The following is an 18,801-nucleotide window of genomic DNA, read 5'->3' as shown; positions in this document are numbered from 1 at the left end:
GAGAAGAGCAGGGACTGCTGTCGCTGCTCTCTCTCGTAGTCAAACCATTTACGGTAGTTTGGTAGAAACTTTTGGACCATATTTCCAATATTATACGAGTATGCGAATATATTTATTTATGCAAAATGATTATTTCACATTGTATATGCATCGAATGGAATGTGTCAATGGGTATCCCCTTGTATAATGAAAGTAAAAGGTCATGAGGAGAATGAAAATGAATGTATATTGCCGAAGCACCCTGCATCAAATCGAAGTAGCCGTCGAGTCGATCATAAAGATCATGGACGGTCTTAAAGAGGAAGACCTATTAATGAGACCCACTCCTTCCAAGCATTCCATAGGGGAGTTGCTTTCACATATTTCTCTCATATGCATGGCGGATGATCTCATCGCTGGTGGAGCCAGTCGAGAAGAAATGGATTCTTTTTATGGGAATAAATCTATCCATACCCTCGATGAAATGAGAATGGAACTACAGGAGAATGTTCACTATTTGAAAGAGCGGGTGGCGAAGTGGACGGAAGAAATGCTAATGGAAGAGACCACGTCATATTGGGGAGTGACCTATACAAGATTCGAATGGCTGGTGGAGGTCGCAGCTCATCTTTATCACCACCGTGGACAGCTTCATTCTATGCTTGTCCACTGTTATGATAAGGATCCCCGGGTACCAATGTTTGAATGAGGAGCCCCTCATTAGTCAGTGAAAGAGTGAATGTGCTGAGTCGTGCAGTTCAAAGTTGAAATCTTTTTCATGTGATTATACATTTAATATACAAGTAAACTACAAAACTTGTACAAAACAAAAGGAGTGGATGAAATGAAAAAGATTTTTACGATTTTTGTAATTGCTATGCTTTTCCTATCACTGGCAGGAGGTGCGTTCGCAGCAGAAAATGATGCGATGGTTCGTATCGTACATGCTTCTCCGGATGCCCCGGCTGTCGATGTATATGTTGACGGAAATGCCGTGGTGGAAGGTGCGGAATTTAAAGCATCGACGGATTATATGAATCTTCCTGCCGGAGACCATAAAGTGGAAATTTATGCTGCGGGGACCATGGGAAGCGAAGATCCGGTCATTTCTCAAGACCTGACGGTTGAAGCGGGTATGGCTTACACTGTAGCAGCGGCCAATACGTTGGAAAACCTGGAACTAGTCGTGGCACAAGACTCGATGGATGTAACGGAAGGGATGACGAAGGTACGCGTTGGACATCTTTCACCGGATGCACCGACTGTTGATGTAGGTCCTATAGGTGGAGATGCATTATTCAGCGGGGCAGAATTCAAAGCAATCACAGATTACAAGGAATTAGATCCAGGAACATATGATTTGGAAATCAGAACACCTGAAGGAGATCAAGTGTTGGATCTGTCAGGTACGATGCTTGAAGAAAACACGGTATACAGCGTATTTGCCATTAACACGGCTGATCAATTAGAAGTGCTTGTGTTGAAGGATTATACTATGATGCCTGGAAGTATGCCTGAAACAGGAATGGGCGGAGCGGCGACTGAACAATCTTCCAACCTTCCAATTGTACTTGCAGCAGTGGTATTAGGTGGAGCGGCTCTACTATTTGTCACACGCAGACAACTGCAAAAATAATGAAAAAACGATTACTGACTATTCCCCTTATGGCTCTTCTGGCGGCATGTGCTGCCGAAGAGCCTCAAACCGTTCCGGATACCGGTGTTCAATCATCCACCGTTGAACAACCTGTTCAAGCCAAAACGCCTGAAGCAGTAGAAGAAGAGAACAAGATCAAACCAACCTTCCTGTCGATCCCTAAGCTAGGACTTGAGGCGCCGATTAAGGAGTTTGGGCTTGATAAGAACGGGAATATGGAGCTTCCGAAGAACGGTAAGGATGTAGCGTGGTTTGAACCGGGCTTTCAACCGGGTGAAAAGGGGAATGCCGTTCTTGCAGGGCATGTAGATGATGAGAAGAAACCGGCTGTTTTTTTTGAGCTGAAGACGCTTGAGCCTGGTGATGAGATCCATCTGCAGGGGGAATCTGGAGAAACCCTTACATTCGTGGTGAGGGAAAAGGTCGCCTACGATAAAGATGATGCACCGCTTCGAAAAATTTTTGGTCCGAGTGAGAAAAGGATGCTCAATCTGATCACATGCACAGGTTATTTCGATCATGATATTCATAACTACGTTGAACGACTCGTTGTCTATACAGAGCTGGTAGATGATCAAACGAAAGAATTTTAAAAGTAGAGCTTACCTCCCACCTCATGGAAGATAAGCTCTCTTTTTTTCCATAAAAAGCCTTTACACCCTCCGGATTTCCTATACTATTAATAGAGAGAGTTTTCTGACAAACATTTGTGGAGGTTAAGATGAAACTTAAAATATTACATACAAATGATGTACACAGCCACTTTGAGGCATTCGGGAGAGCGGCTTCACTGATCAAAGAGTATAAAGATGAGAATACGATTGTGCTGGACGGGGGAGATTTTGCCGATTTCAAAAGCATCGAGCTTCAGGGAACAAAGGGGATGGCTGCGATTGAACTGCTTAGAAGTGTCGGCTATGATGCATTGACCATCGGGAACAATGAGATGTTCAACGGCTTCGATACTCTTGAACATATGGCCGGTAGTAGTCCGATCCCTTTTATCAGCAACAATCTGTACAGAAAAGACAAGGCACCCATCAGCGGAGTGAAGTCAAGCGTCATTATGGAGAAGAACGGCCTCCGAATTTTCATAACGGGTGCATCCCCTGACCTGCAGGGGTTCAATGATGGTCTCGGGGTACATATCTCGGATTATAAGAATGCCATCAAGGAGGAGCTCGTTCGTCACCGTGGAACATATGACGTCTGTATCCTTCTGAATCATGTGGGTACGGAAGCCGACGAGGAACTTGCGAATGAGCTGGATGAGGTGGATATCATTCTTTCAGCTCATGATCATCAGCTCTATGCACAGGCGAAGAGTGTGAATGGTACAGTGTTGAACAGTGCGGGCTGCTATGGGGAGTACGTGGGTCTGGTCGAAGTGGAAGTAACAAATGAGGGAGTTGAACTGATACGTGGTGAAACGATCTCGACAAAGCCCTTTCCAGCTGATCAGGAGGTAATCGATATCCTGAAAGACAATAAAGAAAAAGCGATCGAGGCGTTAAGCAGGCCGCTTTACACACTCGATTGGCCCCTTTGGCATGATGTGATGGAAGAGAATCCGATGGCGAATTTGATTGCCGACGGTCTGCAGGACATGCTGAAATGCGATTTCGGATTGATCAATAGTGGTATCGTGAACGCCGGGGCTTTTCAGGATATCAGTCACAAGAAACTCATCGAAATCTGTCCATCCCCATTGAATCCGACTTCATTCGAAATCCTGGGGAAATATATCCGGAAGGCGATTAAGGATTCACTGGATGCCCAGGTGTGCTTGGCTGATGGAAGAGGACCGGGCTTCAGGGGGAAATTCGTTGGCAGACTTCATGTGTCGGGTGCAGAAATTATTCATGAAGGACGGCGAATCTCTGAAATCCTCATTGCAGGTGCGCCCTTGGAGGATGAGAAATGGTATTCCGTTGCCTCTTCTGATTATTTACAGAGGGGATCCGGTTATGAATCCCTCGGTCACGGCCGAAATGAAAAATACCTCCCTGAAGAGATTCGTGATGTGATCCGGATATATGCCGAACGCGGAGGGTTCATTGAAAAAGCGCAGATGAATAGGTGGCGTGAAGGCAGTAATGTCATGGCTTAGGCTTTAACGGAGACGCTCAGTGAACCTGGGCGTTTTTTTTCGGGGAAAGAACATTTAAGCAGGTCTTTTTTCTGTGAAACTTAGGCAGCCTTCAAGTAAAATAGAGATAACTACTTGTATGAAGGAGAACGTGCCATGAAAAAGAAAATTCTGTGGATTGTCAGCAGTTTGGTGTTGTTTCTACTCATTGGTCTGACTGTCGCCGGCAACTACTTTTATGATGTAGCCATCAATCGCAGCAATGAAGCAGTGGAGCTTTACGGCGGGACGGAAGAAGCCGTCGAGGCGGTCAGTGCATTGGAGGAAGAACAGGAGAGGTTGGAAGAATTAAGGAACTGGACAAGCAAGCGGGATTTTCAAACGGTGGAGGTCCAATCGGAGGATGGGTTGACCCTTAGGGCCCGATACCTCGAGAACGAGTCGCCTAATGGGAAAACGGTGATCCTTGCTCATGGGTATAAGGGAAACAGTGAGCAAATGCCGGAGATCACCAGATTCTATTATGAAGAGGGATACAATATCCTGAAGCCCGATGCTCGGGGGCATGGTAAGAGTGAAGGGGACTATATCGGCTATGGCTGGGACGACCGGCTTGATATGAAAAAGTGGATCGATCTTCTGATTAATGAAAAAGGGCAGGACACCATCTTTCTCCATGGCTTTTCAATGGGGGCCGCCACCGTGTTGATGACGAGTGGTGAAGACCTTCCGGAAGAGGTGAAGGGTATCATAGCGGATAGTGGATATACTTCAGTGGACGAGGAGCTTGCCCATCAGTTGAAATATCTTTATCGGTTACCTGCGTTTCCGATTATGGACATCACGGGTGTGGTGACAAAAGTGAGAGCAGGATATTCATTCAAGGAAGCATCGGCATTGGAACAGGTGAAGAAGAACCATTTGCCCCTCTTCATCATTCACGGCGATAAGGATGAACTGGTCCCGACGGAAATGGCCAATCGCTTGTATAAGGCTGCGAAGGGTCTGAAAGAATTATGGATCGTACCGGGGGCAGGGCATACAGAAGGATTCACGGTTCAAGAAGAAGAATACAAGAAACGGATCAAGGGGTTCATTGCCGAGGCGATGAAATCATAGAAGGGGGAATCTTGATGGGGGAAATAACGTTAATTGAAGCGTATAAAAAGGCTGCACATCCTTTACAGGGTCATGGGAAAAGGGATCTTCATGTTATGAAGGAGGCACTGGAGGGGTTCGATGGTGATTTGGATAGCGATATATACGGATCAGGAAAGATTATAGAAGACTTTCAAGAGAAGATAGCGGATAGCCTTGGGAAAGAGAGGTCGGTGTTCTTTCCAAGCGGAACGATGGCCCAACAGATTGCCCTCCGCATTTGGTGTGATCAAAAAGGGGTACAGAGAGTGGCGTACCATCCTTTATGTCATCTGGAAATTCATGAAGAGGATGGGTTGAAAAAACTACACGGGATCGAGCCCATTTTACTGGCGGATAAGGACTCGGTGATTAGTCTTGAAGATGTTGTCGGTTTGAAAGAAGACATCGCATGCTTATTATTGGAGCTTCCTCAACGGGAAATAGGAGGACAGCTGCCTGAGTATGAGACCCTTGTAGCCATTTCTCAATATTGCCGTGAAAAGGGGATCAAGCTCCATCTGGACGGGGCGCGACTCTATGAAGTGCTCCCTTATTATGGGAAGAGTGCTGCAGAAATCTGTGAGTTGTTTGATAGCGTCTATATTTCATTTTATAAGGGGTTCGGAGGAATTGCAGGTGCGATCCTTGCAGGCGACGAGGAATTCACTGACGAATCCAAGGTGTGGAAAAGGCGCCATGGCGGTGATCTGATCAGTCTTTATCCATACATTATCAGTGCTGACTACTATTTCGATCAACGTTTCGATAAGATGGATCAATATTATGAAGGAGCCAAGGAACTGGCTGCTTATTTGAATGGTTGTAAGGGGATCAGGACCTTGCCGGAAACGCCTGTTTCAAATATGTTTCACGTCTTCTTCCACTACCCTCAAAAGCAGATCGAAAGTATTCTGATTGGAGTGTATGAAGAAACGGGGGTCGGCTTAACCGGCTACGTGAAAGAAGTAAGCGAAAATGAATGTGTTTTTGAAGCAAGCATCGGGGACCAATACAAAACCGTACCCAAAGAAAACCTGGAAAACATGTTCACCCTCCTAAATGAAAAACTAAAACAAGAGCATAAATGACAAAAAAGTGGTATCGGAAGGAACTCTTCCGATACCACTTTTTTGGAGGGACGGACCTCACTGAAATCCCGGTATGATAAGGATTCTTCAGTAAAAAGGCCGTTTTTGAAGGTCCGTCCCTCAAATGATATCTCAAAAGAATCCCAAATGACTATTGAAATATTCTGATTATTGGGTATAATTCGATACATTATACATTTTGAAGGAGAGAGGGCTTATGAGTGTGAAGGATGGTCGTTTGTTGGATGAATTAAGGGAGGTTGTTGGCAATGGACAGGTGACGATGAATGAAACGGTTTTGGATCAGCATGGGAAAGATGAGTCCTATCACTCCCCAAGCCCGCCGGACGTAGTGGTGTTCCCCCGCAGCAGTGAGGAGGTGAGGGCTGTCGTGAAAGTGGCGTCAGCTCACCATATACCCATCATTCCTTTTGGACTTGGCACTAGTCTTGAAGGGCACGTCATCCCGTATGACAAAGGGATCACGATCGATTTTTCCGAGATGAATAGAATCCTTGAGGTAAGGGAAAAGGATTTCCTCGTGAAGGTTCAACCCGGTGTGACGCGGACCCAACTGAACAAAGAGTTAAAGAAATATGGTCTATTCTTCTCGGTGGATCCCGGAGCAGATGCGACTCTCGGCGGAATGGCTGCGACGAATGCCAGTGGGACGACGTCTGTTAAATACGGTGTCATGCGTGATCAGGTGCGTGATCTCGAAGTGGTACTCCCTGATGGAGAAGTGATCCACACCGGGAATATGGCACAGAAGTCCTCCTCCGGTTATCACTTGAATAGCTTATTCGTAGGGTCTGAGGGGACGCTGGGGTGCATCACGGAATTGACCCTCCGCGTATACGGCATCCCTGAACACATCGTGGCAGCACGTGCTTCTTTCAAACAAGTTGATGATGCAGTGGAGGCCGTTGTTTCGATCCTGCAGGCGGGAATCCCGATTGCCAGGTGTGAGCTTGTAGATGAGCCGTCCATGATTCAGGTGAACCGGTTCAGTGATACGGATTATAAGGAAAAACCGACTCTGTTCCTTGAGTTTCATGGAAATGAAGCGGGTCTGAATCAAGACGTTGAATTCACGAAAGAAATCGTGGCAGATCATCAGTGTGAAGACATTGTCTTTGAAGAGGATACAGCAGCACGGAACAAATTGTGGGAAGCGAGGCATAATCTCGCCTATGCATATGTGCATGGGCATCCGGGAAGGAAACTCATGGTGACGGATGTCTGCTTACCCATTTCTGAATTATCCGGAGCCGTTCAGCACGCCCGAAAACAGCTTGAAGAATTAGAGCTCATCGGAGGGATCCTTGGGCATGTGGGGGATGGGAATTATCATACCTCACTCATGATTGACCTGGATGATCCGGATGAGGTGAAGAGAGCCGGCGTCTATAATGAACGGATTGTGGAATACGCCATTGAACGGAATGGTACCTGCACAGGGGAACATGGCGTAGGGGTAGGGAAGATGAAGTACCAGGAGCGTGAACATGGGGGAGCCCTGAAGGTCATGGGGAAAATCAAACAGGCACTTGATCCCGATGGAATCTTCAACCCTCACAAACTGGTACATCAAAAGAAGGAGGAGTCAAAATGAGACTACTTGAAACCATCAGTAATCTGGCAGGAAAGTACTTTGCGGTATGGGTCATCCTGGTAGCGGCTGTCGCTTATTTTATCCCTGCACCATTTCTATCATTAGGAGCGTATATTACGATTCTATTGGGTGTCGTGATGTTTGGCATGGGGCTCACTTTGAAGCCCGTTGATTTTCAACTGGTACTAAAAAAACCTCTTCCTGTCATCACAGGGGTCCTGGCACAGTTTCTCATTATGCCGCTGGGTGCATTTTTAATTGCTTACATACTTGGTCTTCCGGCTGAACTGGCTGCCGGTTTGGTACTATTAGGGTCTGTTCCCGGTGGGACGGCATCAAACGTCATGGTCTATCTGGCTAAAGGGAATCTGGCTTTATCCGTCGCCATGACCTCACTGTCGACGCTGTTGGCGCCCATTGCAACACCGTTGATCCTTCTAGGTCTTGCCGGCCAGTGGCTGCCCGTCGATCCCGTCGCCATGTTTCTTTCAATCGTTCAGGTAATCATCCTGCCAATCACTTTGGGGTTAGTGATACGAAAGCTATTCCCGGGTACCGTGGAAAAAAGCCTGAACGTCATTCCGCTTATTTCAGTTCTAGCGATCATCATCATCGTTTCAGCCGTCGTCTCTGCAAACGTTGCAAATATCGCATCTTCCGGGGCGATCATTTTCACGGCTGTGATCCTTCATAATCTATTCGGACTTGGCTTGGGATACGGAACCGGTGTCCTGATGAGGCTGGATGAGGGGACGAGACGTGCGATCTCTATCGAAGTGGGAATGCAGAACTCCGGGCTCGGTGTCGCCCTTGCCACTGCCCATTTTGGTCCCCTCGCTGCCCTGCCGAGTGTCATTGCGGCTGTATGGCATAATATTTCAGGACCGATCCTTGCAACGTTTTGGAGTAAGAAGCCTGTGGAGGTCGAGGTAGAGGAGGAATATAGTAGAAGATCCGTCACTCCTACGGTGAGGTAGAGTAAATAGGAAAGGTTCGGAGATGCTGGAAGAAGAAATGCGTCTTTCCTAAAACTGGATAATGAATCTGCTATACTTAAAAAGAAGATTTAAGTTTAACAGGGAGGCGTGCAGATGGTAGAAGTAAAGAAAACGATGAGATTCACTTTTTTTGAAGAAGTGGAAGTACCCCAGGAATTATATACGATGCTGATTGAAGGGGAAAAAGCGGAAGTCGCATATAAAACCGTCAGAGACGTAGCGGTCGTCACAAATAAAAGAATCATGATAGCCGACCGTCAGGGAATAACGGGAGAGAAGCTTGAAGTCTATACCATCCCATTTAAATCGATCATTCTCTATTCCAGCGAGAATGGGGGAGCCCTTGATATCGACGCCGAACTGGAGCTATGGACGAAAGTCGGAAAGCTGAAACTAAGCCTCAACAAAAAAGTGGACATCCGGAAACTCGATCGATTGATTGCCACTAATATCCTATAAAGAAAAAGGCCGATCCCCACATGGAAGTGAGGATCGGCCTTTTTTGCGGAGGGACGGACCTGCCTTTTTCAACCGCAAAACCCGTCCTTATCACATTTCACCTTGAAAAATGAGGTCCGTCCCTCCTTAGTAACAGGTACATGAAGTAGGGGGCGCCGATGAGGGCGATCATGATGCCGGCAGGGATTCCGTCGGGTTGGAGGATGTTCCGTCCGATGGTGTCTGCAAGGAGCAGGAGCCAGCCCCCGAGTAATATGGCGATGGGGATGAACAGTTGATTGCGCGGTCCGACCATCGCTTTTGCCATATGAGGGGCCATGAGACCGATAAAGGCGATTCCGCCTGTGACGGAAACGGCTGATGCTGCCAGGGCGACTGCCACGACCAGCATCATGAACCGCTCACGGTTGATCGAGACGCCAACCCCCACCGAAACGGGTTCGCTTAAACCAAGCAGGTTCAGCATCTGGGATTTATAAAGTGCATATGGAATGAGGATCACCAGCCAAGGGAGAATCGCCCATATGAATGGCCAGTCGGCACCCCATATATTCCCCGCCAGCCATTTGGCAATGAAATCTACCTTTGTCCGTTCAGCACTCGAAATCAGGATGACCATGAGCCCCGACAAGGCCATGGAGAATCCAACTCCCACTAAGATGAGCCGGACAGGCTGTATCCCGTTTCTCTTACTATATGAAAATAAGTAAATCAAGCAGGCTGTAAGGAGTGCCCCCCCGAAAGCCACAACCGGAAGCAGGTAAGCAAATGACCCTGCATCGATAGGGAAGAATAAAAAGAAGATGGCAATCGCGACACCTGCCCCCGAATTGATGCCGATGATTCCGGGGTCGGCCAGGTCATTACGGGTCATTCCCTGCAGGATGGAACCGGATAAGGCGAGGGCCATCCCCGCTAGAATCGTGATGATGATCCTCGGTAAACGTATGGAGAAAAGGATGAATTCTTCTTTGAATGACCCTTCACCGAATAAAGTCGGGAGGAGCCTATTATACGATATAGAAGAATAGCCCAGGCCGATGCTGATAAAGGCTGTTGTGACAATAAGTATGAAGAAAGCTAAAAGTAGCCATCGTTGTTTTTTAATCAAATCAGGGTGTATCATGAGAATCCTTTCCCTCCTTTATGTACGATGAACAGGAAGAAAGGCAGTCCCATCATCGCGACGATCGCTGCCACAGGTGTTTCGTATGGGGCATTGATTGTGCGTCCAAGTGTGTCAGCGAGAAGCATGAATGAAGCCCCGAACAGAGACGAGATCGGAATGATGAAACGGTAATCTGTCCCGACAACCGCCCGGACCATATGGGGAATCATCAACCCTATGAACACCATATTCCCGACAAGTGCAACGGCAGCACCTGCAAGCAGGATGATCACGATGAACAGGATACTTTTGACAAACGCGGTGCGCTGACCCAAGCCTACCGCTACTTCTTCATTTAAACTCAAGATCGTCAGTTGTCTGGAGAAAAATAAAGCTACCAGAATCCCAATCACAATAAGTGGAACGATTACCTGCAGTTGAGTCCAGGTGGTGCCAATCAATCCACCTGCCGTCCACATGGAGACATCTTTTGACAGCTTGAAAAATAGGCCGATCCCCTCTGCGATGGCAAATAAAAAGGCAGATACGGCAGCTCCTGCCAGTACGATTCTAAAAGGGGAGAAACCGCCCCTTCTTAAGGAGCTGATCCCGAATACCATAATGGCCCCTGCGGCTGAACCTATGAAGCAGGCAATCATGATCCCGATATAACTGATGGAGGGGATGAATGCGAGGGCGATGGCCAATGAAGCATTCGCGCCGGCTGTCAGGCCAAGCAAACCAGGGTCGGCCAGGGGATTCCGGGTCATGCCCTGCATGATGGCGCCTGATACAGCCAGAGCTGCCCCGACCACAATGGCGGCAACTTCCCGGGGGAAGCGGATCTCTTGAAGGATATTTATTTTATCGCCTTCAGCCGAAAACGTCAGGGCATGAAAGACATCCCCCACCGTTGTTTCAGCAGCTCCGAATGTAACAGACACCAAGAAGGCAGCTGCAAAAAGGAGGATTGCACCGATCAATTTATACAAAAATGGAATTCGTTGATTTTGATTTTTCATACTCCATCATCTTTTCTTTTTAGAATATTGAAAAGGGGAATTCTTATCATAAGAATCCCCCTTTAAGAATCAATTGCCTAGAAATTTATCTTTGAAGAAGTCCAATTGGTAATCCAATGTGAGAGGATCATTAAAGTAAAATTCCATCATATTCACTTCAAAAACCCGGTTGTTCTTCACGGCAGGAATGTTTTTATATGTTTCGGTTTCCATAAAGGAGTTATCCGCTTTCGGATCTTTACTTACAATCAGGTAGTCCCCGGCAAACTCAGGCATCACTTCAGTGGAAAGGGCGAAATATCCTGGTTCCAGTGCTTCTTCTTTTACTTTTTCAGGCATGTTTAAATCCATTTCCTGATAAAGGATTTCTGTACCCCGTCCCCAGTTGTTGCCGTATACGTATAATTGCTTATTGAAGCTTTCTATGACAGAAACAGTCGCGTCTTCACCGATTTCTGCTTTGATATCATCACCGGCAGCTTTGGCACGTTTCTTGAAATCATCCACCCATTTCTGAGCTGCTTCCTCCTTGTTTAATAGTTTTCCAATTTCGAGATGCTGCGTTAAATAGTCTACTTTTCCATATGTGTATGTAACCGTAGGAGCGATTTCTTTTAATTTATCCACATTCTTGATATTGGATAAACCGATGATCAAATCGGGATTCAGTTCGATGATCTTTTCAAGACTTTCATCTGTTACTTCTTCCACGCCTTCGAGTTCTTTATCCCATCGTGGATTCAATTTGGACCAGGAGTCGACGCCGACCAGGTTCACATCAAGTGCCATCACGTTGCCGGCAAATGAGGATAGGACGACGACACGCTGTGGGTCGGCAGGTACTTCAACGGGACCATTTTCTGATTGATAGGTGATGGTATCCGATTTACCTTCCTTTACTTTTGAGTCTGAACCTTCTTCTTTTGTTGAACCATTGCTGCAGGCGCTAACCAGTAACACCAACAGCAGAGTAAATGGAATGAGCCATTTTTTCATGTTGATCTTCTCCTTTGAGTAAATTGTATGTGATGCACATTGGCTTATTTGTTCGGGGATCTCTTCCAATTTCGGCATCAATGTGGAACACCTTTTTCAATACGTCGCGGGTGATGACTTCTTCGCAGCTTCCGGATTTGACGATTTCACCTTCTTTTAACGCTACGATATAATCGGCAAACCGGGCTGCCTGGTTCAAATCATGGAGGACCATTACGATGGTGCGTTCCTGTTCCAGGTTAAGCTTTTGTAACAGTTCAAGTACTTCGAGCTGGTGGGCCATGTCTAAATAGGTAGTGGGTTCATCGAGGAAAATGATGTCCGTTTCCTGTGCAAGCGCCATGGCGATCCACACACGTTGACGCTGGCCGCCTGATAAGGCATCGACTTCTCTGTACTTAAATTCAAGAGTCCCTGTCACTTCAAGGGCCCAATTGATGACCTCGTAGTCTTTTTTCGTCAGCCGTCCCATTCCTTTTTGATGGGGGAAACGTCCGTATGACACCAATTCACCAACCGTCAATCCACTTGCACTTTCAGGTGTTTGAGGGAGGATCGCCATCTTTTTTGCCAATTCTTTTGTGTTTCCTTTTGAAATGTTTTCACCATCCAACAGGACATTGCCGGAGTGGTGGGGGATGATGCGGGTAATCGCTTTCAACAGGGTGGACTTTCCACAACCATTGGATCCGATGATGGTGGTGATCTTTTTATCCGGTAAGTCGACGCTGAGATCTTTCACAATCAGGCGGTCCCCGTAACCAATGTTTAATTCGTCTGTACAGAGGCGTACCATTTTATGACCTCCATTTATAATATTGATAATGATTCTCATTCTCGAACAATTTCCATACTATAATCCTTTTTTCCCGATGTCAACAAAAAATTTGGTTGTCAAGTGAATGAAAAAGAGATAGGATTTAATTGAGAATGATAATCAATTGAAGTTTGGTTACTCAAGGAGTGAACGGAAATGGAGAAGGAACTATTTGATGTAACGGTCATCGGCGGAGGGCCGGCTGGCCTTTACTCAGCCTTTTACAGCGGTCTCAGGGAAATGAAAACAAAAATCATTGAATTTCAGCCAAGTTTAGGCGGGAAGATACATGTGTATCCCGAGAAGATGATTTGGGATGTAGGGGGACTTACACCAGTTCCGGGAGCAAAACTGATCGGGCAACTTGTTCAACAGGGGCTGACGTTCGATCCAACGGTCGTGCTGAATGAAAAAGTTGAAACGATTACGCGGAACGAAGAGGGGATCTTTATTCTGGAAGGCTCTTCCGGTGAAAAACATTACTCAAAAACGGTCATCGTCGCAGTGGGTAGCGGGATCATCAATCCGCAAAAGCTTGACATCGAAGGGGCAGAACGTTTTGAAGTTTCCAATTTAAACTACACGGTGAAATCATTGAAACGATTTAAAGGAAAGACAGTCATCATCTCAGGTGGAGGCAACTCAGCGATTGATTGGGCGAATGAACTGGAGCCGGTAGCTGAGAAGGTATACATAGCCTATCGTAAAGACGCCCTCAAAGGACACGAAGCACAATGTGCCCAGCTCATGAACAGCTCGGTTATCTGCTTACTCAACACCTCTATATCCAAATTGATTGCTGGTGCAGCCCATGATTCGATTGAAAGGGTAGAGTTGACGAATCACCAAACAAATGAAGTATCCTATCTGTCCATCGATGAAGTGATCATCAATCATGGATATGAAATCGATACATCCCTACTTAAGAATAGTTCACTCGAAATCGACATGATCGATCAATATTACATAGCAGGTACGACTACGAGCGAATCATCAATAGAAGGGCTGTATGCAGCAGGGGATATCCTGAAACATGAAGGAAAAGTGAACCTCATTGCCGGTGCTTTCCAAGATGCAGCAAACGCGGTCAACAAAGCCAAGCAATTCATACAACCCGACGCCAATCAATTCGCCATGGTATCATCCCATAACGAAGCATTCAAAAAACGAAATAAAGAGCTGGTCAAGCAGATGATGAAATAGAGGGACGGACCTTTATTTGGTAGAAAGATTCCTTGTATATCAAGGTTTCACTGCCTGAAAGTGAGGTCCGTCCCTCACCACAACAGAAAAAGATGCTTACCGAGGTAAGCATCTTGGGGTGTGTTATGCGTTGTATTGTTCGACGTTTTTTCGTTGGCTGTTTGATTGGGTACGCTTGTTGGCAAGGTAGCCTGAGAGCAGGACCAGGATCATCAGGCCGATTGTAATGATGGTAGTGATGGTTCCGTGATGAAGGTTGATCAGATCCAGGAACTTCTCATCCGACACGATCATTTCCCCTGCTGTGTAGGCAAGGATCCCAGCTCCAAGGTAAGCGATCCAGCGGAATCTTTCCAGGATCTTCACAATGGCTTTCGAGCCGAATATCATGATCGGGATCGAGATGAAGACGCCAAGGGCAATCATTCCAATATGTCCATGAGCGGCACCTGCAACAGCAACTACGTTATCAAGACTCATGGCTGCATCTGCGACAATGATGGTCATGATGGCCTGTCTAAGTCCTGTGTGTGATTTGATATTGGCTTCCTCTTCATCTTCAACGAGGACCTGGTAGGCAATCCATAGTAACAGGACTCCTCCGATGAGATGCACATAAGGAATCTGAAGTAAATAGACGATGATGGCAGCAAAGAAAATACGCAGGATGACGGCGCCAGCCGTGCCCCAGAAAATGGCCTTGTTCTGAAGGTCTTTCGGTAATCTTCTCGTTGCCATGGCAATGACAATCGCATTATCTCCAGATAAAATGATATCGATGGCTATGATTTTTAAAAGGGCAATGATTGCACCGGTAGATATGGCTAGTCCAAGTGGAAATAAGAAATCCATATAGCTTCCTCCTTGTGTATACGAATCTATGAATAATTTGCTAACTAATCTATTATACCACATTTTTTCAATAGAAAAACGTCCAGTATTCACGTGATCCGTTAACTCTATTCCATGGGAGGAATTTCATGGGTTAATAGAGAGAGTGTAATATGTGCTATCACCAAGAAATCCCCGACTCCTGAATGGAGTCGGGGATTTTCGTTTTCAGTATGATTGGGGATAAGGCGGTGGATAGGGATAAGGATACGGATAAGCAGGAACGGGTACCGGGTAAGGCCCGGGTGACGCAGCAGCCCCGACGGCTAACCCTGTCACGGTCCCGGCTGCAAATCCGGGGTAGCCCCAGCCGTGATATCCCCAGTTTCCTCCGTGATTCCAATTTCCTCCCTGGTTCCAGCTTGTTCCGTGTCCCCAAGTCGCGTGGCCGTGGCCGTTTCCCCAACTTGCATGCCCTCCACCGCCGTGAGCGGGCCTATACAGAGTGTATGGCTGATTCAATGTCATTCTCACCTTTCTCAAAATAGAGGAGTTGCTACATCATATGTTTGAGTTGAGGAAGGGGAATACGGATAGTCTGTGAACTTTATAAACAAAATAGCCAGAAGGATTCTTTTGGAGTTTATTTTCGATTTATTCTCAATGGTTTCTGAATTTTCTATAATGAAAGCGTTATCAGAAAATTAAAGGGGGAAATCAATGATGAAAAAACATGGAATCATGGCTCTTATTTTATCGGGTTTATTGGTCGTAACCACTGCATGCGGAGGTTCGGACACGGCCAGTAATTCTGAAAGTGATGGGGAATGGACTCCATCAAAGCCGATTGAAGTTGTGGCTCCAGCTGGTGCAGGTGGAGGCTGGGACACTACGGCAAGGACGGTATCAAAAGTAATGGAAGAACAGAAAATCATTGATCAGCGCATGGCGGTAGTGAATAAGCCAGGTGGTGGTGGATCAGTCGGCTGGTCTTATATCAATGGGAAAAAAGGGGACAATCACACGATGTTTGTGACTTCACCGCCGATATTCTTTGTCCCTCTTAATGGACAATCAACCCTTTCCCACAAGGATTTCACACCGATAGCAGGTGTGATCGCTGACTATGCTGCGTTTGTTGTCGATGCGGACTCCCCTTACGATACGATGAATGATCTTGTAGACGCGTTGAAAAAGGATCCGACGTCTGTATCGATTGTCGGGGTTTCTTCACCGGGAAGCATGGATCATATGCAGTTCGTTAAAGCTGTGAAAGCAGCGGGGGTCGATGTGAAAAAGCTGAAATACGTTTCCGCTCAGGACGGATCCGGTATGAGCATGCTTCTCGGGGGAAAGGTGGATGTTTATTCCACGGGTCTTGCCGAAGCATCTGAACAAGCCCGGGCCGGTAAGGTGAAGGTTCTCGCAATCACGGCTCCTGAGCGGTTGGAGGGAGATACCGTATCAGAGTTCCCAACGTTAAAAGAACAGGGGATTGATGATGAATTTGTTGTGTGGCGTGGTTTCTTAGGGCCAAAGGATATGGACCCTGATGCCGTTGCTTATTATGAAAAAGCGTTCAAGGAAATGATTGAAACGGATCAATGGAAGGAAATGCGTGATAAATTCGGCTGGACGGACAACTATATGTCCTCAGAAGAGTTCGGTCAATTCCTGGATGAGGAATACAAAGAGATTGAGACTCTGATGGAGGAAATCGGATTGAAAAAATAGGGGATCGGGAGCAGAGTTTTCTGTTCCCCCTTTCTTGATAAGGAGTGAATCAAAATGAGAACCAAACCAGATCGAATCATTTCACTGGTATTGCTCGTGTTTGCCGTTGTCTATCTGGCTCTGAGCTATCGGCTGCCGGCATTTCCATATGCGGTCATCGACAGCGACGTCCTTCCAAAAGGTCTTGGATACCTGCTCATCATTTTAGCCATCGTTCTATTCTTACAGGCGAAAGATGATACGGATGCAGATAAGGAGAGGCGCTATGTGAAAAAAGAAGATCTCATCATTTTACTATCTGTGCTTGCAGCTCTACTTATTTATATTTTTCTATTAGAACCAGTGGGATTTTTATTATCTACTATTCTATTTTTGCTCGTCATTCCGTTTGTGCTAGGGTTCAAAAAGAAAGTGACGACGGTACTTGTGGCCTTTCTTTTTTCAGGTGTCATGTATTATTCATTCAACTATCTACTCAATATAACATTACCACAGGGGATTCTCCCCTTTTAGGAGGTGAAAGAGCATGATTGAAAGTATCTTATATGGGTTCCAAGTAGCCTTCACGCCGGAAAACCTGTTCTTTGCATTTATCGGGGTACTCGCTGGAACGATCATTGGTATGCTGCCGGGTTTGGGACCTATCAGCGCCATAGCGATCATGATTCCCCTCAGCTACGGGATGTCCCCCGCTTCAGCTTTGATCCTGATGGCAGGGGTCTATTACGGTGCTGTATTTGGAGGCTCCACTTCTTCGATTCTATTAAATGCTCCCGGGATTTCCGGTACGGTAGCCACAGCGTTTGACGGATATCCCATGGCAAAGCAGGGGAAGGCAGGGAAAGCCCTCGCCATTGCCGCCATCTCTTCATTTGCAGGAGGGACGATCAGCGTTGTGGCCCTCATGCTTGTGGCCCCTTATATGGCGAAGCTTGCCATCACATTCGGCCCGACAGAGTATTTCGCCCTCATGCTTCTTGGACTTACGGCAATATCCAGTTTATCCGAGGGGTCGACCAATAAAGCCTTGATTTCAGCGACGATTGGATTGATGGTCGCAACGGTCGGGATCGATCAGCAGACAGGTACCCAGAGGTTCACATTCGGAAATCCGGGTTTACTCGAAGGAATCGATTTTCTCATCATTGCATTGGGGTTATTCGCTCTTTCCGAAGTATGTCAGTTGATCATTTCAAGGAATGAAAATACGTTGAAGGGAAAGGAGGCAGTCGGAAGCTTAAAGCTTGAAAAGCATGAACTAAAAGAAATGGCAGGTCCGATCAGTCGTCACTCCGTCCTGGGGTTTATCCTTGGGGTTCTTCCTGGAGCGGGTGCAACGATTGCCTCTTTCTTATCCTATATTTCAGAGAAACGATTATCGAAAGATCCCTCTTCATTCGGAAAAGGGAATATAAAAGGGTTGGCTGCGCCTGAGACATCGAATAATGCTGCAACAAGCGGTGCATTCGTCCCCTTATTGACCTTGGGGATACCAGGATCTGGAACGACTGCCGTTCTCCTTGGAGCCTTATTGGTCGTAGGGGTACAGCCGGGACCGTTAATGCTTCAGGATCATCCTGACGTTTTCTGGGGCGTCATTGCAAGTATGTATATCGGGAATCTTTTTCTGTTGGTTCTCAACCTGCCCCTTATTCCCATTCTGGCAAAAATTCTCTATATCCCGAAACAGTTATTGATTGCTTTGATTATCGTATTCTGTTTGATCGGGGTATATGCCGTCAGCTTTAACACATTCCATTTATACCTTCTCGTCGGATTCGGTGTATTGGGCTATGTATTAAAGATGTTCAAATTTCCGGCGCCGCCGTTTATTCTTGCGTTTATATTGGGGGGGATGATGGAGCAATCATTCAGGCAGGCGATGACGATTTCGAACGGTTCGTACGGGGTGTTTCTCCAAAGTAACATCACCATTGGATTATTGGTCGTATCTTTCCTCTCCCTTGTTCTGCCAACTCTATTAGGGCTTAGGAAGAAAAGGGGGAACATGCAATTCGAGGACTTAAAGAAAGAAGCTTGAACATGGAAAAGCAGTGAGACGATT

At 46.4% G+C, this 18,801-nt stretch carries 19 protein-coding genes and 1 riboswitch; of the genes, 13 read left to right on the top strand and 6 right to left on the bottom strand.

Annotated features, from left to right (window positions below):
* Positions 1 to 16: 16 nt before the first annotated feature.
* A riboswitch (purine riboswitch) is annotated at positions 17 to 118 on the bottom strand.
* Positions 119 to 217: 99 nt separating this feature from the next.
* The 9 genes from N5C46_RS08365 to N5C46_RS08325 all read left to right on the top strand — a co-directional run bounded on the left by N5C46_RS08365 (position 218) and on the right by N5C46_RS08325 (position 9,025).
* Positions 218 to 688, top strand: a complete 471-nt coding sequence (locus tag N5C46_RS08365; protein ID WP_261751641.1) for a DinB family protein — start codon at positions 218 to 220, stop codon at positions 686 to 688.
* 135 nt (positions 689 to 823) lie between these two features.
* On the top strand, positions 824 to 1,615 hold the full coding sequence (locus N5C46_RS08360) for a DUF4397 domain-containing protein (protein WP_261751640.1): 792 nt from the start codon (positions 824 to 826) through the stop codon (positions 1,613 to 1,615).
* Complete coding sequence (locus N5C46_RS08355; RefSeq protein ID WP_261751639.1) at positions 1,615 to 2,229, top strand: class F sortase; 615 nt, start codon at positions 1,615 to 1,617, stop codon at positions 2,227 to 2,229. Before N5C46_RS08360 ends, N5C46_RS08355 begins: the two co-directional genes overlap by 1 nt.
* Positions 2,230 to 2,357: 128 nt before the next feature.
* Entirely contained in the window at positions 2,358 to 3,746 is a 1,389-nt protein-coding gene (locus N5C46_RS08350; RefSeq protein WP_261751638.1) for a bifunctional metallophosphatase/5'-nucleotidase, read from the top strand.
* A gap of 135 nt (positions 3,747 to 3,881) precedes the next feature.
* The gene (locus tag N5C46_RS08345; RefSeq protein ID WP_261751637.1) at positions 3,882 to 4,844 is read left to right on the top strand and encodes an alpha/beta hydrolase; all 963 of its coding nucleotides are present in this window, start codon (positions 3,882 to 3,884) and stop codon (positions 4,842 to 4,844) included.
* Positions 4,845 to 4,858: 14 nt separating this feature from the next.
* Entirely contained in the window at positions 4,859 to 5,953 is a 1,095-nt protein-coding gene (locus N5C46_RS08340) for a threonine aldolase family protein (protein WP_261751636.1), read from the top strand.
* Positions 5,954 to 6,170: 217 nt separating this feature from the next.
* Positions 6,171 to 7,568 (top strand): FAD-binding oxidoreductase, encoded by a 1,398-nt coding sequence (locus tag N5C46_RS08335; RefSeq protein ID WP_261751635.1) that lies wholly within the window; start codon positions 6,171 to 6,173, stop codon positions 7,566 to 7,568.
* Positions 7,565 to 8,545: a bile acid:sodium symporter family protein gene (locus N5C46_RS08330; RefSeq protein ID WP_261751634.1), complete on the top strand. Its 981-nt coding sequence runs from the start codon at positions 7,565 to 7,567 to the stop codon at positions 8,543 to 8,545. Before N5C46_RS08335 ends, N5C46_RS08330 begins: the two co-directional genes overlap by 4 nt.
* A gap of 114 nt (positions 8,546 to 8,659) precedes the next feature.
* The gene (locus N5C46_RS08325; protein WP_261751633.1) at positions 8,660 to 9,025 is read left to right on the top strand and encodes a PH domain-containing protein; all 366 of its coding nucleotides are present in this window, start codon (positions 8,660 to 8,662) and stop codon (positions 9,023 to 9,025) included.
* 97 nt (positions 9,026 to 9,122) lie between these two features.
* On the opposite strand, the gene N5C46_RS08320 is transcribed toward N5C46_RS08325, so the two are convergent.
* The 4 genes from N5C46_RS08320 to N5C46_RS08305 form a co-directional block, all read right to left on the bottom strand.
* Positions 9,123 to 10,151 (bottom strand): FecCD family ABC transporter permease, encoded by a 1,029-nt coding sequence (locus N5C46_RS08320; RefSeq protein ID WP_261751632.1) that lies wholly within the window; start codon positions 10,149 to 10,151, stop codon positions 9,123 to 9,125.
* Complete coding sequence (locus N5C46_RS08315; RefSeq protein ID WP_261751631.1) at positions 10,148 to 11,155, bottom strand: FecCD family ABC transporter permease; 1,008 nt, start codon at positions 11,153 to 11,155, stop codon at positions 10,148 to 10,150. Before N5C46_RS08315 ends, N5C46_RS08320 begins: the two co-directional genes overlap by 4 nt.
* A gap of 69 nt (positions 11,156 to 11,224) precedes the next feature.
* Entirely contained in the window at positions 11,225 to 12,151 is a 927-nt protein-coding gene (locus N5C46_RS08310) for an iron-hydroxamate ABC transporter substrate-binding protein (RefSeq protein ID WP_261751630.1), read from the bottom strand.
* Positions 12,102 to 12,947, bottom strand: coding sequence for an ABC transporter ATP-binding protein (locus tag N5C46_RS08305; RefSeq protein ID WP_261751629.1), 846 nt, complete (start codon positions 12,945 to 12,947; stop codon positions 12,102 to 12,104). The genes N5C46_RS08310 and N5C46_RS08305 overlap by 50 nt, the downstream gene beginning before the upstream one ends.
* 177 nt (positions 12,948 to 13,124) lie before the next feature.
* Between N5C46_RS08305 and N5C46_RS08300 the strand changes: the two genes are divergently transcribed.
* Positions 13,125 to 14,171 (top strand): NAD(P)/FAD-dependent oxidoreductase, encoded by a 1,047-nt coding sequence (locus N5C46_RS08300; protein ID WP_261751628.1) that lies wholly within the window; start codon positions 13,125 to 13,127, stop codon positions 14,169 to 14,171.
* A 123-nt stretch (positions 14,172 to 14,294) separates the two neighbouring features.
* Here the strand turns inward: N5C46_RS08300 and N5C46_RS08295 are convergent, their stop codons facing one another.
* Both N5C46_RS08295 and N5C46_RS08290 read right to left on the bottom strand, forming a co-directional pair.
* The gene (locus N5C46_RS08295; protein ID WP_261751627.1) at positions 14,295 to 15,023 is read right to left on the bottom strand and encodes a TerC family protein; all 729 of its coding nucleotides are present in this window, start codon (positions 15,021 to 15,023) and stop codon (positions 14,295 to 14,297) included.
* Positions 15,024 to 15,230: 207 nt separating this feature from the next.
* The gene (locus N5C46_RS08290) at positions 15,231 to 15,530 is read right to left on the bottom strand and encodes a hypothetical protein (RefSeq protein WP_420720443.1); all 300 of its coding nucleotides are present in this window, start codon (positions 15,528 to 15,530) and stop codon (positions 15,231 to 15,233) included.
* Between the two features lie 192 nt (positions 15,531 to 15,722).
* Here N5C46_RS08290 and N5C46_RS08285 point away from each other — a divergent pair, with 192 nt between their 5' ends.
* The 3 genes from N5C46_RS08285 to N5C46_RS08275 are packed head-to-tail and all read left to right on the top strand — an operon-like array spanning position 15,723 to position 18,777.
* A complete protein-coding gene (locus N5C46_RS08285) occupies positions 15,723 to 16,736 on the top strand; it encodes a tripartite tricarboxylate transporter substrate binding protein (RefSeq protein ID WP_336275555.1) in 1,014 nt (337 codons plus the stop codon).
* A gap of 54 nt (positions 16,737 to 16,790) precedes the next feature.
* Positions 16,791 to 17,249, top strand: coding sequence for a tripartite tricarboxylate transporter TctB family protein (locus N5C46_RS08280; RefSeq protein WP_261751625.1), 459 nt, complete (start codon positions 16,791 to 16,793; stop codon positions 17,247 to 17,249).
* 13 nt (positions 17,250 to 17,262) lie between these two features.
* A complete protein-coding gene (locus tag N5C46_RS08275; RefSeq protein ID WP_261751624.1) occupies positions 17,263 to 18,777 on the top strand; it encodes a tripartite tricarboxylate transporter permease in 1,515 nt (504 codons plus the stop codon).
* The last annotated feature ends 24 nt before the right edge of the window (positions 18,778 to 18,801 follow it).

The organism is Rossellomorea vietnamensis (assembly GCF_025398035.1).
Taxonomy (GTDB): Bacteria; Bacillota; Bacilli; order Bacillales; family Bacillaceae_B; genus Rossellomorea; species Rossellomorea vietnamensis_B.
Note: the sequence above shows the minus strand (reverse complement) of the source record. Positions and strands in the feature narration are given on the sequence as shown.

Coding starts and splice junctions, on each gene's coding strand:
- N5C46_RS08315 (WP_261751631.1), bottom strand. CDS start 11,155: ATGAAAAATCAAAATCAACGAATTCCATTTTTGTATAAATTGATCGGT.
- N5C46_RS08285 (WP_336275555.1), top strand. CDS start 15,723: ATGATGAAAAAACATGGAATCATGGCTCTTATTTTATCGGGTTTATTG.
- N5C46_RS08310 (WP_261751630.1), bottom strand. CDS start 12,151: ATGAAAAAATGGCTCATTCCATTTACTCTGCTGTTGGTGTTACTGGTT.
- N5C46_RS08325 (WP_261751633.1), top strand. CDS start 8,660: ATGGTAGAAGTAAAGAAAACGATGAGATTCACTTTTTTTGAAGAAGTG.
- N5C46_RS08275 (WP_261751624.1), top strand. CDS start 17,263: ATGATTGAAAGTATCTTATATGGGTTCCAAGTAGCCTTCACGCCGGAA.
- N5C46_RS08320 (WP_261751632.1), bottom strand. CDS start 10,151: ATGATACACCCTGATTTGATTAAAAAACAACGATGGCTACTTTTAGCT.
- N5C46_RS08280 (WP_261751625.1), top strand. CDS start 16,791: ATGAGAACCAAACCAGATCGAATCATTTCACTGGTATTGCTCGTGTTT.
- N5C46_RS08300 (WP_261751628.1), top strand. CDS start 13,125: ATGGAGAAGGAACTATTTGATGTAACGGTCATCGGCGGAGGGCCGGCT.
- N5C46_RS08290 (WP_420720443.1), bottom strand. CDS start 15,530: ATGACATTGAATCAGCCATACACTCTGTATAGGCCCGCTCACGGCGGT.
- N5C46_RS08350 (WP_261751638.1), top strand. CDS start 2,358: ATGAAACTTAAAATATTACATACAAATGATGTACACAGCCACTTTGAG.
- N5C46_RS08330 (WP_261751634.1), top strand. CDS start 7,565: ATGAGACTACTTGAAACCATCAGTAATCTGGCAGGAAAGTACTTTGCG.
- N5C46_RS08355 (WP_261751639.1), top strand. CDS start 1,615: ATGAAAAAACGATTACTGACTATTCCCCTTATGGCTCTTCTGGCGGCA.
- N5C46_RS08305 (WP_261751629.1), bottom strand. CDS start 12,947: ATGGTACGCCTCTGTACAGACGAATTAAACATTGGTTACGGGGACCGC.
- N5C46_RS08335 (WP_261751635.1), top strand. CDS start 6,171: ATGAGTGTGAAGGATGGTCGTTTGTTGGATGAATTAAGGGAGGTTGTT.
- N5C46_RS08360 (WP_261751640.1), top strand. CDS start 824: ATGAAAAAGATTTTTACGATTTTTGTAATTGCTATGCTTTTCCTATCA.
- N5C46_RS08345 (WP_261751637.1), top strand. CDS start 3,882: ATGAAAAAGAAAATTCTGTGGATTGTCAGCAGTTTGGTGTTGTTTCTA.
- N5C46_RS08340 (WP_261751636.1), top strand. CDS start 4,859: ATGGGGGAAATAACGTTAATTGAAGCGTATAAAAAGGCTGCACATCCT.
- N5C46_RS08365 (WP_261751641.1), top strand. CDS start 218: ATGAATGTATATTGCCGAAGCACCCTGCATCAAATCGAAGTAGCCGTC.
- N5C46_RS08295 (WP_261751627.1), bottom strand. CDS start 15,023: ATGGATTTCTTATTTCCACTTGGACTAGCCATATCTACCGGTGCAATC.